We start from the raw sequence: 14,637 nt of genomic DNA on the forward strand, positions 1-14,637 counted from the left end.
TTTGGGAATTAAATCTCTCCTATTGTACCACAACTGCGTGCTCTGTACATCGCCGCCCGGGGAAAATGAGCGAACTGTCCTTCGGCATGTTCGCACCTTTTCGCATATGCTGAAACAGGAGGTGACTTTATATGACCCCCATTTTGGTGATAGACCCGGGGCATGGCGGGATCGATCCGGGCGGCGGCTCCAATCAGCTCTTTACAGAAAAAGAGAAAAATTTGCAGATTTCCCTTTACCAATACTCGAGATTTCAGACCCTGAACATTCCTGTTGCCATCACCCGAACCGGCGATACCACCCTGACGAGCGATGATCGCGCCACTCTGGTCAGAAACAGCGGTGCCCGCTATTGTATCTCCAACCACGTCAATGCCGGTGGAGGACGGGGTGCGGAGGTTATTTACTCGATTTACTCCTCCCCTACATTTCCCCGTCTGATCCTCGATGACCTGGAAGCAGAAGGGATGCCGGGCCGCCGCATCTTTACCCGCACACTCCCCAACAACCCGAGCAAAGACTACTACTTCATGCACCGGGAGACCGGCAGTGTGGAGACAGTGATTATCGAATACGGCTTCGCCGACAATCCGCTGGATGCGGAAAAATTGGACCGGGATTGGCGAGAGCTCGCAGAGGGCGTGGTCCGTTCCTTTTGCGAATACACCAACCGTCCATACAAGCCGCCAACCCAGACAAATCCAGGAGACGGAGGAGGAGCAAACGTGCCTGAATGGAAGCAAGAAGCGATAGATTGGATGTTTAAAGAAGGCTTGCTTACAAACGAAGATTGGCGCCATGAGCCGGATAAACCGCTGCCTCTGTGGGCGGAAGCGGTCATCCTGAAACGGCTGTTCGAAAAATTGCGCACACCTTGAGCAAGGAGGGATTCTGATGGGTTTTGACCTCGGTCTGATCATTGCGCTGGCTTTGGCCGCCGCTGCAAGCATGTCGGATTTTCTCCGCATACCAAAAAAGCTGCGCGGTTGGGTCGCCATGGTGCTCATCCTCGGTCTTTACATGGTCAATCAATGGATCTACAGCACGGGATTCGACTGGCGAATTGCCTTGCTGGAAGGCGGGACGGCTGCTCTGGCCGCTGTCGGCATCCACTCGACTGCCAAAAATACGATGCAGCAGGTCACCTTGCTCCGCAAGCGAAACGGTCAAAGCAGCCCCCCGGCAAAGGAGCAGGGGGAGACAGCCGCCTCACCCGGGTCAACTTCAGCCGATTGGAGAGTGTGACTCATCCAAACTCGGCCAAATAGCGTGTCAACGGCGTTTCTGCCAAGCCTGAGTAGTTTTCACGTGCTGGTACGCTCACAATCTCGTCCTCCGGGAAGCGATAGGCGGTAAGCATCCCTCCAAACACGCATCCCTGGTCGATATTGAGCGTGCCATTCTTTCTTTCCGGCTCGGGACGAGGATCATGTCCCCAGACGATAAGCGGCTCGGCTTTTACCCGTTCGGCTGCCCAATCCCTGCGGATCGGTCTCCCGTCGGCCCCTGTCCCGGCTACATCTCCGTACCGACAATAGCTCTGGATGGAAGGAGATTCTTTTCCGATGTAATCATCGCGTATCCCCGCGTGAACCGCAACGAGGACTAGCCGTCCCTGATAGTGCACCATCATGTGCGAAGGGGAGGAAAACAGGAGTCTCCTGCTCTGCTCCTTTAATTGATCGGCCCTCCTGGCCCCGTACTCCCGTTCGAATATTTGAAACTCGTCAGCTACCTTCTCGTCACCATGCGCCAGCATGACAGGGCGTCCATCCAGCCAGCGGGCAATTTTCCACCCGTGGTTGCTGTCCACCATCTCCGCCAGGCCCGCTGCCACATGCCGGATGAAAAACTGCAGCATCTTGATCGATTGTGGCCCGCGGCTTGTAATGTCTCCGAGAGAAAGGAGCTTCCGGCCCTCAGGATGCCGGTGGGTCCCGTCGTGACAACGTTCATATCCCAAGCGCTGCAAGAGTTCCATAAACTCGTCGTAACAAGCATGGACATCGCCGACAATGTCGACACCCTGATCGGCAGCCATCATCCTGGAGCGTGTACGCGGTTTGTGCCTCATAGCCCGTTCTCCTTTCCGCATCTTCTACATTCTATGATTGCCAAATTCAAGCAAAAAAACTCACCCAAGGGGGTGAGTCCGAATTAGCGGAAAACGGGATAGCCTATGGAAATAGAGGAGAAGGGCAAGCAACTAATCCAGATGATGCGTATGTACGTAGATGGCCGCCTGTGTGCGGTCCTCGACGCCCAGCTTGGACAGGATGTTGCTGACGTGGGTCTTCACGGTCTTGATGCCGATGATCAGTTCGTCCGCAATCTCCTGGTTGGACTTGCCTTGGCCGATCAGCTTCAATACTTCCAGCTCGCGCGGCGTCAACTGTTCATGCGGCTGCGCTTCTTGTCCATGACGGAAGCGGGCCATGATTTTGCCGGCGACGCGAGACTCCAGGACCGGCTCGCCTGCGGCTGCCGCCCGGATCGCCCGGGCAATTTCGGCTGCACGCGAGGTTTTCAAGAGATAACTGAACGCTCCTGCCTCAATGACGGGATATACCTTTTCATCATCAATGAAGCTGGTCAAGACGATGACTTTGCTAGCGGGGCAGGTTTCACGTACCCGCCTGGTCGCTTCCACGCCGCCGATCCCCTCCATCACGAGGTCCATCAAAACCACGTCCGGCTGCAGCTCGACAGCCAGCTTCACTCCTTCTTCACCGCTGGATGCTTCGGCTACTACTTCAATGTCGTCTTCAGTAGACAGATAAGCAGCCAATCCCATTCGCACCATTTCATGATCGTCCACGAGCAATACGCGTATCATGTCAGCTCTCTCCCTTCCATTTCCGCTTGCAGCATGATCGGGATGCGCACCTCGATCTGCGTCCCTTTTCCGACTGCCGAGTAAATATCCAGCGAGCCGCCGAGCTCTGCCACCCGCTCCCGCATGCTTCTCAATCCGTACGAAGTCAGCTTCTCTCCCTCCGGATCAAAGCCGACGCCATCGTCTACGATGCGCAGCCTGACTTGCCCCTTCAGCGTAAACAGCTTGACCGCGATGTGGTTGGCACGGGCATGCCGGAGCGTGTTGGAGAGTGATTCCTGCAAAATGCGGAACAGATGGTCCTCGATTCCGCTCGGCAGGTTGTCCACTTCTTCGATCTCCCAGCTAATTTCCATCGCATTTTTGCGGGTCAGCTCTTCCAGCAGATCTTCAATGGCTTCCTTCAGTGCCTTGTTCTGCAAAGTCGCCGGGCGGAGGTGCAGCAGGAGCGCCCTCATCTCCGCCTGCGCAGCCGCGGCCATTTCTTCCACCAGCTCGATCTGCTGGGCAGCTCGCTGCGGATTTTTTTCGATCAGTCTTTTTAAGGCTGCAGTGGTCATCGCGATGGCAAACAACTGCTGGCTGACCGCGTCGTGCAGCTCGCGGGCCAGTCGCTGCCGCTCTTCGGTGACCGCTGTATGCTTCAATTGTTCCGCCAAAGCGGCGTTGTGATTGGACAGCCGTTGCAGGGAAGCGACCTGTTCTTCCCACTGGGCCGCCAGACGGTTCAGCTGCCAGCCCAGTTCACCGATCTCGTCCTCGCCCAGCTCAGGGACGCGCGAAGACAATATGCCGCGCCCCAGGCTGGTGGCTGCCTCCCAAAGCACCTGCAGTCTCTTTTTCAGCAAATTCCCGAAAATGTAGCCTCCGACCAACCCGACGACACTTGCTGTCAGGATCGCGAATGCAAACGAGGCCAGTTGTGTTTTCCAATCCAGCTTCTCCGGCAAATAGAGATGCAGGTAGGTCGCAAGCCATCTCGTGACGTCCGGGTCCCCGGCCACCACGAAATACAGAATCAAACTGCACAAAAAGGAGGCGGTAACCGCTCCTACGGCCAGCAGCAAACCGTAGCGCACGTACTGCCATTGGATACTTGCCAACCGCTGTCGTCGCATTTGTCAGTACCCCCTAAATGTACTTGACTTTAACATCGCCGACGAGCAGCGAAATCTGTACATGGATTTTTTGCGCTTCCTGTTCGTACTGTTCGGAGCGGATCATCACGCTGCGATTGATGCCCCCCTGCCTATGGCCAAACACTTCCAGATCGCCGATGCGCACCTCCGCAGATACGGCTACTGGCATGTCTACCGGAACGTAAATAGTGACGTCCCCCACCCAACCGTCGACTATCAGAAACGCTTCATCATCCATCAGCATCGCCCGGGACAGATCTATGACAACATTCCCGACTCCGTGCCAGATATGCAACTGGCTTAGCTCAAAGCGGCCGGATGTCAAGTGAAAATCACCGATCAGCGAACTGCGGGAATCTTTGGGCGACAAAATGCTGCCAGGGCCCGCGGATGAAGCAGTCCATCTGCTTCTTTCCGTTCCAAATGGATTGCGGTATCCCGCTTTCTGTCTCCAATGCCCTGATTGTTTGCCTGTTGCCGTATCTTCCGCTGAAGCAAAATTCGGATCAGCATCGGCTGCTTCGGCAGCCTCCGGTATTGTCGGCCGGATTCCTTTGTCAGCCGAACGCCCACGGATCAGCCGAAATCCAAAGTAAATGAACAAAAGCGGGATTACAAGCTGGAACAGATCATCCATGCCGATATGAAGCCACATGTCCAAAGCAATCATGATGCCGAGCCCGGCCAGCAGGCCTCCCCGAACACGCTTGTGATTTCCCCACATCTGTACGCCGAAATACACGAGAACCATCGGCCACAAATCAAAGAGGCCAAACGTGATTATATGCAAGCTGTCAAGAAAAAGGCCAATTCCTGTCAAAATGATCAAGACACCGACCGTCATTTTTTGTAAGCGGGACAATTTCACAAAGGTCTCCTCTCTTACGCCCCATGTCGGCTAATTTCCTACACTTCCGTCACGGCAAGTATAAATAAACGCAGGCGGAATATTCAACGGCGTAAATGTGGTTTCTACCCGCTGAAAGCGCGTCTGCAGCTCAGCTTTCAGTTGGAGGGAGTATTGAAACGTGATGAACAGGCCACCCGGAGCAAGGGCAGACTGGACTTCATCCAAGATCCCCGTCCGCAATTCCGCGGGAAAGTTGGCAAACGGAAGTCCGGAGATAATGGCATCAGCCTTGCCAATCCCGGCCTTACTCATGTACTCTTGCAGCTTCAGTGCCTCATCCCACATCGTGATGCCGGGAAATCGGCGAGTCAGCATTTCGCGAAACAACGGATCTCTCTCCACCAAAATGTATTTGGTATCGAGCCTTTTTTTCTTTAGAATGCTTTCCGTAAAGGCGCCTGTTCCAGGCCCCAGTTCTATAATCACGTCAGACTGATTCCAGTCCACGCTGCACAGCATCTTTTCGCATAAAAAACGAGAGCTGGGAATGATGCTTCCTACACGTCCTGGCTCCGCAAAAAATCGACGTAAAAAGACCATAAAGTCTGCCAAGGATAGAACCTCCTAGGGGAAAAGCAGCCTGCTTGGACAGGCTGCCTGGTTGCCACTTCCTATTCTACACGAGATGCCTGATTCCTGTCGTTACTCCTGAACTTTCGCAGGCTCGGCATCCTTTTTGCTTTGCAAAGACGCTTTGATTTGGGCCAGCTCCTCATCCAGATCATTCTTTTCAAGGGACTCGAGAGCTTGCTCCAAACCAGCGCTGGTCTGGCGCCACTGGCCGCTCAGATTGGCTTCCGCTTCCATCCGCAGCACTTTTTCTTCCATCCGGGAAAAGCCTTTGCCGGCAGATTGATTGCCCATGCCGACAATTGCATGGTTCACTTGTTTTTGCGTTTTCGCTACTTGCGCTCTTGCCATCAGAGTGAATTTTTTCGCTCTCATTTTATAAAATTCTTCTTTCAGCTCGGCCAGCTTCTCGCGCATTTGCTGAGCGGCTTCCGATGCTGTCAGATAAAGGGCTTCGTATTCCTGGGCACGCAGCTCGTATTGCTTCTTGTCGGCCAAAGCCCGGCGCGCGAGCAGGTCTTCTCCTTCGGTCAGCGCCAGCTTCACCTGACGATCGCGTTTTTCCGCAAGCGCCACTGCCTCTTCCCATTGCTGGTGGAATTTCTTCTCCAGGGCCACTTGCTTCGCTACTGCCACTTCCACTTGTCCGATCTCCACTTCCATGTCACGCATGTACTGATTGAGCATAACCACCGGATCTTCCATCGAATCCAAAGCGTCATTCACAGAAGCCACCGTCAAGTCACGCAGTCGTTTAAAAATACCCATTTTTTAGTCCTCCTTATCATATCACAAGAAATTTGATTGTCATGTACCTTGCACTTTTCAGGTTTGTTTCATCACTTGTCATCGATATCAAGGTTGTTGCTTCTTGGCCATTCTGTGCTCCCAGCCGTCCAGAGCATCCTCTTTCAATACCTGCCGTGCCCACTGCCGCTCCCATGCTGTCGGCATGGAATCATGCGTCTTGTCACTGCGGCGGATAAAGCGGTACCCGAGGTAAATCACTCCGATAGCCAGTACGACATTGAACAGTAAATGCAGCTTGCCGATCAACATTAACAGCCCGAACAGAAAGATCAGTATCCCCCAGAAGCGGGAACCGGAACTGCCAATCACTTTACGGGCTCCGTATAACATGATCAGCCCGGGGATCAGCACACCGAGGAAATCGCCGCCATCGATACCGAGTTGGTCCAATAAGACAAACCCTCCGGTCAGCAGCAATGCGAGTCCAAGGAGCACCTTGCCAGACCGCTCACTCATGAAATGCTTCCCTCCAATCGACTATTTGTTGGTGTGTCAACCTTATGCCTTTATTCTAGACGGGGCCAGTGTTCGACATAACGGGCGAGCGGTTGGTTTTTGCCTCCGTCCCTGGACGGATAAAGTGTCGTCCCCCAATCGGACAAGGGTCCCTCCTGATTAGGTTCAGCCCTTTTCCGGCGTGGGGTGAAGCCGTCTTGTAGCGGGAGAGTCCGACACATCGTTTCCATTACTTATAGAAGAAAAACATCGCTTGCACGGTACTGCCGAAACGTTACAGCTTATGACAAAATATTGTGACGAAATCGTGAACAAGCATGGGTATAAAAAGGAAAAGTGGGACAAGTGTTGAATTGTGTGGAGGTGCGTGTAAAAAAACATCGAAAAATAGCCGAGTTCCGCTATGCGGAAACGGGGGACCCATTATCTTTGGGGTGAATGGCTGCGCTCTCGCAGTCTAGGGAATTCCTTTCGACCGAACCCTTCAGCTAACCTCGTAGGCTCAGGAGAGGAGCAGTATCTTTTGCGCAAGACAGTAGTTTCTTTGCTTATTGCCGGGTTGCTTGCGATGGGTGCCAGTGCGGCGCATGCTCAGGAGGGAACCCCCCTGATGAATGTCGTCAATGATCTGTACGGTGTCCCTTACAAGTCTTCCGGTACCACGAAAAAGGGCTTTGACTGCTCCGGTTTTACACGCTATGTGTTTGATGCGCTAGGTGTAGATTTGCCTCACAATTCTTCTTCTCAGTACCAAGTCGGCCAACCGGTTAGCCGCAAAGATTTGCAGCCCGGCGACCTCGTCTTCTTCAAGACGAATGGAAGAAGCATTTCCCACGTAGGAATCTACATCGGCAATGACACGTTTGTGCACTCGGAATCTGGCAGAGGCGTCGTCAATACCAAATTGAGCGACCCTTACTACTGGAGCAAACGCTATGTAGGAGCCAAGCGAATCGCTGCTCCGGCACTCCAGGCGAAAGCCACCGACACTCCTCCAGCCAAGAAAGCGGTACAAGCGGCTTCCTTGCCTGAAGCACAACCAGAACAACAAGCGAAAGCGCCCGAGGCAGCTCAACCAGAGCAACAGCCTGGGCAGCAGGCAGCAGCTGCAGCTGAGACACCAGTTGAGACACATACAGTGCCACAGCCGGAACAACAGCCGGAAGCGCAGCCTAGCAAGTAAGTGCAAGCACAAAAATGAAAGCCAGGGACGTTAGGTCTCTGGCTTTTTCTGACGAAATTTAGCACCTGGTGTCAATAGGAAGTAACACCCGCTATTCTTCATTATATGTCCTTTTTCCTGCCGGAACACGCTGGTAACGTTTGGTTTCTTTGTCCTTCACCAGTCAAACCGTGTTATGATAGGAGAGAATACAAATATTCAGGAGATTTGAGGTTACTGGGGGAGTACCTGTGAAAGACCATATTTTGCTTGTAGACGACAATCAGGAAATCATAGAGCTTCTTGAAGATATTTTGGAAAACGAAGGGTATGAGGTCACTTTTTCAGAGAGCGGGGAGCATGCCCTTACTTTGTTGAAGCAAGGCTTGAAGCCCAATTTGATTCTTTTGGACATCATGATGCCGAATATGAGCGGCTATGAGCTGTGCTCGCAAATTCGCCGCGAATCGGACCTGCCGATCCTGTTTCTCAGTGCGAAAGGAAAAGCGGTCGACAAAGTCGTCGGTTTTGAAATCGGCGCCGATGACTATATCACGAAGCCATTCGACACGGAAGAGCTGCTCGCCCGCATCCGGGCGCATCTGAGAAGGTACGAGCGGATTCGCAAGCATACCGAAGAGCACAGCGAAAAGGACCCATCCGGCTCCTCCATTACCGTTTTGAAATTTAAAGGACTGGAAATCCACAAGGAAACGTACTCGGTGTATGTAAATGAAGAAAAAATTGACCTTTCCACCAAAGAATTTCAGTTGCTCACCTTTCTGGCCGAAAATGCCGGCATTGTGTTTACCCGCGAACAAATTTACGACCGGGTATGGGGATACGGCTACGGCTCCCTCAATACTGTGACGGTTCATATCAAAAATTTGCGGGAAAAGCTGGAACGGGAGCGGCAGTACATCAAAACGCAGTGGGGGACGGGTTACGTTTTCATCGGGGAGAAGGTGTAGATGAGCATCCGCAACAAGCTGTTCCTCTCGTTCTTCGCACTGATTGCGCTGAACCTGTTCGTTTTCAAGTTTGTCTTCGAGGATATTATTGTCGTTCAACTGAAAACGGATCGCCACAATCAATATCGCTATGAAAAGGAAACGGCTGAAAAGGTTCGCGTCAATCAGCTGCTCAGCGCCAGCAATTTCAAGGACCCGACAGACCGCAGCGAGTTGGAAAAGCAGTTGCCGGAGGATTTGGTATACAAAATGTTAGTCAAGGACGCCAACGGCAACACGATCTTCATCAAGACATCCCAGGCATACAATTTGAAAAATCCGCCGAGGAAAATAAAAAAGGAAAATACCGATCTGAAGGTTGTGGCGGAATACCATTTTCAACACGAACCGCCGAAAAAAGGCGAAACCATCATCTACTTCTACACAGATGACTCCGATATTATGGCAACAAAAGGGGTCAGCATGATGCTCTGGTACATCTACGGGAGCATTGCCCTGGTCGGACTTGTCCTGCTCGGCTTCTTCGTCCGCTGGATTCACCGGCCGGTAAACGAGCTGTCCCGCGTAACGCAGGAAATTCGCGAAGGAAAACGGCTGGTTTCGTTTACGTACCATTCAGAAGACGAATTTGGCCGTCTGTTTCGCTACTTCTCCGACATGGTCGATCAGCTCCGGTTTTCCGAAGAGCGTCAATCCGAGCTGATTTCCGCGATCGCTCACGATTTCCGGACACCGCTGACAACAATCAAAGGATACGCCTCCTACATCGCCTCAGGGCGGGTAACCGATCTGGAACGGATCAAGAAGCAGATGAAAAAGATCGAACAGAAGACGGACGATCTCGACAAGCTGCTCGACGAACTGCAGGACTTTACCCAGCAAAGTACGGAGCTGAAGCTGAACCTGAGCCGCATCCACGTCAAGAGCTTTGCAAAAGGAATCATTGAGGACTACCTGGTCAAGATCAAGGAATCGGGACTAACACTCCAGTGGAAGCTGCGCATCTCCAATGATCTGTACATCGAGGCGGACGAGACCAAGCTCCGCCGCGTACTGGAAAATCTGTTAAACAACGCCATTTACTACAACAAGCCGAACGGATCGATCCTGCTCACCTGCGACCAGCGGGAGGGGCATGTGCTCTTTTCCGTGATCGACAAGGGTGAAGGCATCTCGCAGGAGGATTTGACCAAAATCTTCACCAAGTTTTACCGCGCGGAAAAATCGCGCAATCGCAACAATGGCGGAACCGGCCTGGGCCTGACGATCTGCCAAAGCATCGTCCAGCGTCACGGCGGTTCGATTTCCGTCAGCAGCGAGCTGGGGAGGGGGAGCTCTTTTTCCTTTACGATCCCCTTTTTCCAATCTTAATTTATATAGATTTATTCTCAGTTAATATATCCTTTATAATTGTCTGGTAGATTATCTTGTATAGCATGTTGCTTTCAGTGATAAATAACCCCAGTTCGGTATCTAACACCTTAGCGGAAATTGCAAAAATGGTGGGCAGATGCCTTTTTTTTATGCAAAAAGACACGAACCGTCAATGGTCCGTGTCTTTTTCTGTGCCCTTTCGTTATTGCGACCGCGCCTCCAGCCTCATCATCAGACCGCCTTTCGGGCGAAGGGTGACAAGCGGCTCCGCTTCCACGGGCTTGCCCGGGTCGGCGAGCTGAAAGCGATACTTCTGTGCGAACGTAGCGAGCAGCAGCGCGGCTTCCATCAGGGCAAAGTTGTTCCCGATACAGATGCGCGGACCTCCGCCAAACGGAAAGTAGGCGTATTGCGGGATACGCTTCAGCAAGTCCCCCTCAAACCGTTCCGGGATGAAATCCTCCGGCCTGTCGTAGTACTTCTCGCTTCTGTGCATGACGTACTGGCTCATCATGAGCGTATCTCCGGGCTTGTACGTATGCCCCCCGATCTCCACTTCTTCGGCGACTTCCCGGTTGATCGTCCAAGCCGCCGGGTACAAGCGCAGCGTTTCGCTGATAATCTGGTTTACATACTTCAGATTCGGAATATCCTCTACCGTGGGCAGCCGTCCTCCCAACACCGCGTCCAGCTCGGCCCAGAGCTTTTTTTCCGCCTCAGGGTTGGTCGCCAGCAGATACCAGATCCAGGACATCGTGTTGGCTGTCGTCTCATGGCCTGCGACAAAGATGGTCATGACTTCGTCTCTTACCTGCTCATCCGTCATTCCTTTGCCGTCATCCTCATCTCTTGCCGCCAGCAGCATCGCCAATAGGTCAGTGCGCCCCTGATCTCCTTCACGGCGGCGCTCTTCGATGATGTTGTAAATCGTCTTGTCGAGCAGCTCGGCTGACTCGCGGAACTGCCGGTTGCTTGAGGTCGGAACGGTGAGCGGAATGTCGATGAAGGACGACGCTTTCGTCGAGACGTATTTCAGGCCCACATCGATGGCCCTGGCGATCTGGTCGGCGCCTTCCTTGAGACCTTTGCCAAACATCGTCTCTGTGATAATCGCCAGCGTCACTTTCATCATGTCTTCATGCACATCGCGTACATCTCCTGCTTTCCAGTCATCCATCAAGCTTATCGCCTGCTGGACCATGGACTCGCCGTAGGTCGCGATCCGCTCGCGGTGGAATGCCGGCTGCATCAGCCTGCGCTGGCGTATGTGCTTCTGTCCTTCGCTGGTGAGGATGCCGTCACCGACGACCGCCCGGGCGACCTGCAAGCCTTTTCCTTTGCGAAAATGGGCCTGCTTGCTCACCAGAATTTCCTTGATCATGTCCGGATTGCTGATCAAATACACATGCCGCGAGGGGCCAAAGCGAAAGTGGGCCACATCGCCGTGTTCTTTCGCAGCTTCGCGCAGGAAGCGGAGCGGGTCCCGGCGAAAGGCGAGCAGGTTGCCCGAGATCGGCAGTCCTTTTGGGCCAGGTATGGTGGTTATATTCACGATCATTCCCCCATTCTCAGTCGTGTTTTTCCCAATACTGTTTGTAGTATCCAACCAGTCTGGCCGTTTATACCATGAGTGCCATGTCTGAGAGAAATGACTGTCGATGTTGCTGTCGGAGGAGGTCTCGCAACCACCGAGGACACGGACAATGGACTGAACTGCCGTAAACCATCAAAATGTGGATACAAGGATTCGGGCAATAAAAAAAATCGCCCGAACTCGGCGAGCGATTTGGATTGTTTCAGGATAGCGGTCTGCTGTGTGCCTGAAGCAGATTTGAGGATACGAGCCGCTCGCGCACCTTGATGCCGATCCAGGCAGCCAGGACGGCTTTGACGACACCTACCAGCAGGAATGGTACGGCTCCTCCGGCAAAAGCCTTGTCCCACGGAATGTCCAGAACGTACTTGAGCTGGACCGACCCGAAGATGAGCGTAATAATCATGCCGACAATATTTGCGACCAGAGCCCATGTAAAGGTAAAACGCGTTTTTTCGAGAATGAGACCAGTGGCAAAAGCCGTAAAAATAAAGCCAAAAATGTAACCGCCGGTTTTGTCCACCAATACCTGTGGTCCACCGCTAGCACCTGAGAATACAGGAAGGCCTACTGCACCCAGCAGGACGTAGATGAGAATCGCTACGGTCCCCCGCCTGCTCCCCAGAATCGTCGCGGTAAAGCCGACAGCCAGCGTCTGACCCGTAATCGGAATAAGCGGCAGCGGAATCGTAATTTGCGAAAAGACAGCCGTTACAGCGGCAAAGATGGCAGAAAGCACCAGCCATTTCAATCGTTCGTTTCTCATGATAGCCTCCATTTTGTCAACTTAAAAATAAAGTGCGTTAACAAAATGATACTGCCTGTTTTTCTGCTTGTAAACAGTTACTTCACGATCTTTTCGCAAGGACGGCATGCAGTTGTGTGAGCGATGCGATTGTATGATCCACCAAGCCGCGGAGATCCTCGATGTTGCCCTCGTCGATTTTGCGATGAAAGTCGAGTGTGATCTGGTTTTCGTACTGTTTGGGCGGCCAGTGGAGCTGATACTCGTCCAGCTTGGCTTTAATGGTTTGCGTTATGTACGGCCGATTCCCCCAGATATCATTCAGCATCTGCGCCACGGCTTCTGTCTCCCGCTGCACATCGGTGACTGTCATGAAAAAATGGATGCAGATCGTACAGCCGATATGCTCTGTCAAAGGCTGCTCCAGCTGTTCGGCCGCAATATCGGCAAGCGACGTACGCAGCTGCATCTGGGCGAAGACACCCTTTGCCTCCCCGAATTCGTCTGCCAGCCGAAAATCGATCTGAAACTGCCTGTGGAACGTCGCCAGATCCATGGTGTCCGAACGCCCGATAATCGTGATGCTGCCTTCAAAGTCCCTGTCGTACACGGCTCCTTCCAGCACCACTTTGATATTGTCAAAAACAAGCGGGTGAAACATGTCCGCTCCTCCTTTTCCCTTGCACCTCTTTCTCCATAGAGTGCCCCTAAATTCTTTTCATTGCAAGCGAAGTCTCAAGTTCAAGAGCATGCCAGCTTTACGCTCTGTTATAATAAGCTCATTCATCACTGCGATCCCTGAAAAAGAGAATCCGTTGTTGTGAGGAGGTTTTTTCATGAATGCATTCGATACCATGCTGGACCGGTATGCGTCATTGGCGGTAAAAGTCGGCGTAAATGTGCAGCCTGGACAGACTCTGGTGATCACCGCTTCCCTTTCCTCCGCCGATCTGGTGCGAAAAATTGCACGAAAAGCGTACGAAGCAGGGGCAAAAGACGTACATATGGAATGGCGCGATGACGAGCTGACACGGATGAAGTACGATCTCGCACCGGACGAGGCCTTTCATGAGTATCCGCTGTGGAAAGCAAAAGGGATGGAAACGATGGCAGAAGAAGGGGCGGCCTTTCTCAGCATCATCGATTCCGATCCGAATCTGTTGAAGGGCGTTCACCCCGAGCGTCTGGCTGCCGCGAAAAAGTCAGCCGGTCAAGCGTTAAACAAATTCCGCAGCTATACGATGAGCGATCAGGTGAGCTGGTCCGTGATCGCCGCACCGAACCCTGCCTGGGCGGCGATGGTCTTCCCCGACCTTCCCGAGCAGCAGCGAATCGTGGCGCTCTGGCAGGCCATTTTCCGCGCTACCCGCGTCGATCAGGACGATCCGGTTCAGGCCTGGAGAGAACATCAGGAGAATCTGAACCAAAGAGTCGAATATCTCAATGCGAAGCAGTACCACGCCCTGCACTACAAGGCGCCGGGTACCGACCTGACGATCGAACTGCCGACATCTCACATCTGGATCGGCGGAGGCGGCGTAAACGCCAAAGGGGTCCCCTTCATGGCCAATATGCCGACAGAAGAGGTTTTCACCGCTCCGAAGAAGACGGGCGTTTCCGGTGTCGTACGCAGCACGAAGCCGATCAGCTACAACGGAAATCTGATCGAGAATTTTTCGCTCACCTTTGAAAACGGTCGGATTGTCGATTTCTCTGCGGAAACGGGCTATGAAGTATTGCAGCAGCTGATCGAGATGGACGAAGGCTCCCATTATCTCGGGGAAGTCGCCTTGGTTCCGCATCAGTCTCCGATTTCCCAGTCAAATATGATCTTCTTCTCCACGCTCTTTGACGAAAACGCCTCCAACCACCTCGCGATCGGGAATGCCTACCCCGTCTGCATCGAGGGAGGAACCAGCCTGTCGCCTGAGGAGCTGGACAGGCGAGGCATCAACACCAGCCTGGCTCATGTCGATTTCATGATTGGATCAGATGAAATGGACATCGACGGTATTGCTGCCGACGGTACGAGAGAGCCTCTGTTCCGCGGCGGCAACTGGGCCTTCTAGC

General features: G+C 53.0%; 16 protein-coding genes and 1 riboswitch. Of the genes, 6 read left to right on the forward strand and 10 right to left on the reverse strand.

What is annotated here, in order from left to right; all coding sequences use genetic code 11:
• The first annotated feature begins 131 nt into the window (after positions 1–131).
• Together EDM54_RS03895 and EDM54_RS03900 are read left to right on the forward strand one after the other, a co-directional pair.
• Positions 132–878 carry an N-acetylmuramoyl-L-alanine amidase family protein gene (locus EDM54_RS03895; protein ID WP_122957792.1) on the forward strand — a complete coding sequence of 249 codons (747 nt, stop codon included), beginning with the start codon at positions 132–134 and terminating at the stop codon, positions 876–878.
• A 16-nt stretch (positions 879–894) separates the two neighbouring features.
• Positions 895–1,245, forward strand: coding sequence for a hypothetical protein (locus tag EDM54_RS03900; RefSeq protein ID WP_122957793.1), 351 nt, complete (start codon positions 895–897; stop codon positions 1,243–1,245).
• 1 nt (position 1,246) lies between these two features.
• Here EDM54_RS03900 and prpE read toward each other — a convergent pair whose 3' ends face one another.
• From prpE to EDM54_RS03935, 7 genes are all read right to left on the reverse strand, one after another.
• Complete coding sequence (prpE, locus tag EDM54_RS03905; protein ID WP_122957794.1) at positions 1,247–2,074, reverse strand: bis(5'-nucleosyl)-tetraphosphatase PrpE; 828 nt, start codon at positions 2,072–2,074, stop codon at positions 1,247–1,249.
• Positions 2,075–2,206: 132 nt separating this feature from the next.
• Positions 2,207–2,836, reverse strand: a complete 630-nt coding sequence (locus EDM54_RS03910) for a response regulator (protein ID WP_003391540.1) — start codon at positions 2,834–2,836, stop codon at positions 2,207–2,209.
• A complete protein-coding gene (locus EDM54_RS03915; RefSeq protein ID WP_003391538.1) occupies positions 2,833–3,954 on the reverse strand; it encodes a HAMP domain-containing sensor histidine kinase in 1,122 nt (373 codons plus the stop codon). Before EDM54_RS03915 ends, EDM54_RS03910 begins: the two co-directional genes overlap by 4 nt.
• A 13-nt stretch (positions 3,955–3,967) precedes the next feature.
• Positions 3,968–4,843, reverse strand: coding sequence for a cell wall-active antibiotics response protein LiaF (gene liaF, locus EDM54_RS03920; RefSeq protein ID WP_024984704.1), 876 nt, complete (start codon positions 4,841–4,843; stop codon positions 3,968–3,970).
• Positions 4,844–4,873: 30 nt separating this feature from the next.
• Complete coding sequence (locus EDM54_RS03925) at positions 4,874–5,437, reverse strand: class I SAM-dependent methyltransferase (RefSeq protein ID WP_024984705.1); 564 nt, start codon at positions 5,435–5,437, stop codon at positions 4,874–4,876.
• Positions 5,438–5,527: 90 nt separating this feature from the next.
• Entirely contained in the window at positions 5,528–6,223 is a 696-nt protein-coding gene (locus EDM54_RS03930) for a PspA/IM30 family protein (protein ID WP_122957795.1), read from the reverse strand.
• An 87-nt stretch (positions 6,224–6,310) separates the two neighbouring features.
• Entirely contained in the window at positions 6,311–6,721 is a 411-nt protein-coding gene (locus EDM54_RS03935; protein WP_122957796.1) for a LiaF transmembrane domain-containing protein, read from the reverse strand.
• Between the two features lie 379 nt (positions 6,722–7,100).
• Positions 7,101–7,239: riboswitch (cyclic di-AMP (ydaO/yuaA leader) on the forward strand.
• Positions 7,240–7,244: 5 nt separating this feature from the next.
• Here EDM54_RS03935 and EDM54_RS03940 point away from each other — a divergent pair.
• The 3 genes from EDM54_RS03940 to EDM54_RS03950 all read left to right on the forward strand — a co-directional run bounded on the left by EDM54_RS03940 (position 7,245) and on the right by EDM54_RS03950 (position 10,225).
• On the forward strand, positions 7,245–7,904 hold the full coding sequence (locus tag EDM54_RS03940; RefSeq protein WP_122957797.1) for a C40 family peptidase: 660 nt from the start codon (positions 7,245–7,247) through the stop codon (positions 7,902–7,904).
• 230 nt (positions 7,905–8,134) lie between these two features.
• On the forward strand, positions 8,135–8,854 hold the full coding sequence (locus tag EDM54_RS03945) for a response regulator transcription factor (RefSeq protein ID WP_024984708.1): 720 nt from the start codon (positions 8,135–8,137) through the stop codon (positions 8,852–8,854).
• Complete coding sequence (locus EDM54_RS03950) at positions 8,855–10,225, forward strand: sensor histidine kinase (protein ID WP_003391524.1); 1,371 nt, start codon at positions 8,855–8,857, stop codon at positions 10,223–10,225.
• 205 nt (positions 10,226–10,430) lie between these two features.
• Here the strand turns inward: EDM54_RS03950 and EDM54_RS03955 are convergent, their stop codons facing one another.
• From EDM54_RS03955 to EDM54_RS03965, 3 genes are all read right to left on the reverse strand, one after another.
• Entirely contained in the window at positions 10,431–11,780 is a 1,350-nt protein-coding gene (locus EDM54_RS03955) for a cytochrome P450 (protein WP_024984709.1), read from the reverse strand.
• A 244-nt stretch (positions 11,781–12,024) separates the two neighbouring features.
• A complete protein-coding gene (locus EDM54_RS03960) occupies positions 12,025–12,588 on the reverse strand; it encodes a biotin transporter BioY (protein WP_122957798.1) in 564 nt (187 codons plus the stop codon).
• An 82-nt stretch (positions 12,589–12,670) separates the two neighbouring features.
• Positions 12,671–13,228, reverse strand: coding sequence for a hypothetical protein (locus EDM54_RS03965; protein ID WP_003391518.1), 558 nt, complete (start codon positions 13,226–13,228; stop codon positions 12,671–12,673).
• A gap of 175 nt (positions 13,229–13,403) precedes the next feature.
• Between EDM54_RS03965 and EDM54_RS03970 the strand changes: the two genes are divergently transcribed.
• Complete coding sequence (locus tag EDM54_RS03970) at positions 13,404–14,636, forward strand: aminopeptidase (RefSeq protein ID WP_122957799.1); 1,233 nt, start codon at positions 13,404–13,406, stop codon at positions 14,634–14,636.
• Position 14,637: the final 1 nt, after the last annotated feature.

Source organism: Brevibacillus borstelensis, assembly GCF_003710865.1.
Taxonomy (GTDB): Bacteria; Bacillota; Bacilli; order Brevibacillales; family Brevibacillaceae; genus Brevibacillus; species Brevibacillus borstelensis.

Coding starts and splice junctions, on each gene's coding strand:
- EDM54_RS03965 (WP_003391518.1), bottom strand. CDS start 13,228: ATGTTTCACCCGCTTGTTTTTGACAATATCAAAGTGGTGCTGGAAGGA.
- EDM54_RS03970 (WP_122957799.1), top strand. CDS start 13,404: ATGAATGCATTCGATACCATGCTGGACCGGTATGCGTCATTGGCGGTA.
- EDM54_RS03895 (WP_122957792.1), top strand. CDS start 132: ATGACCCCCATTTTGGTGATAGACCCGGGGCATGGCGGGATCGATCCG.
- EDM54_RS03930 (WP_122957795.1), bottom strand. CDS start 6,223: ATGGGTATTTTTAAACGACTGCGTGACTTGACGGTGGCTTCTGTGAAT.
- EDM54_RS03950 (WP_003391524.1), top strand. CDS start 8,855: ATGAGCATCCGCAACAAGCTGTTCCTCTCGTTCTTCGCACTGATTGCG.
- EDM54_RS03960 (WP_122957798.1), bottom strand. CDS start 12,588: ATGAGAAACGAACGATTGAAATGGCTGGTGCTTTCTGCCATCTTTGCC.
- EDM54_RS03935 (WP_122957796.1), bottom strand. CDS start 6,721: ATGAGTGAGCGGTCTGGCAAGGTGCTCCTTGGACTCGCATTGCTGCTG.
- prpE (WP_122957794.1), bottom strand. CDS start 2,074: ATGAGGCACAAACCGCGTACACGCTCCAGGATGATGGCTGCCGATCAG.
- EDM54_RS03915 (WP_003391538.1), bottom strand. CDS start 3,954: ATGCGACGACAGCGGTTGGCAAGTATCCAATGGCAGTACGTGCGCTAC.
- EDM54_RS03910 (WP_003391540.1), bottom strand. CDS start 2,836: ATGATACGCGTATTGCTCGTGGACGATCATGAAATGGTGCGAATGGGA.
- EDM54_RS03900 (WP_122957793.1), top strand. CDS start 895: ATGGGTTTTGACCTCGGTCTGATCATTGCGCTGGCTTTGGCCGCCGCT.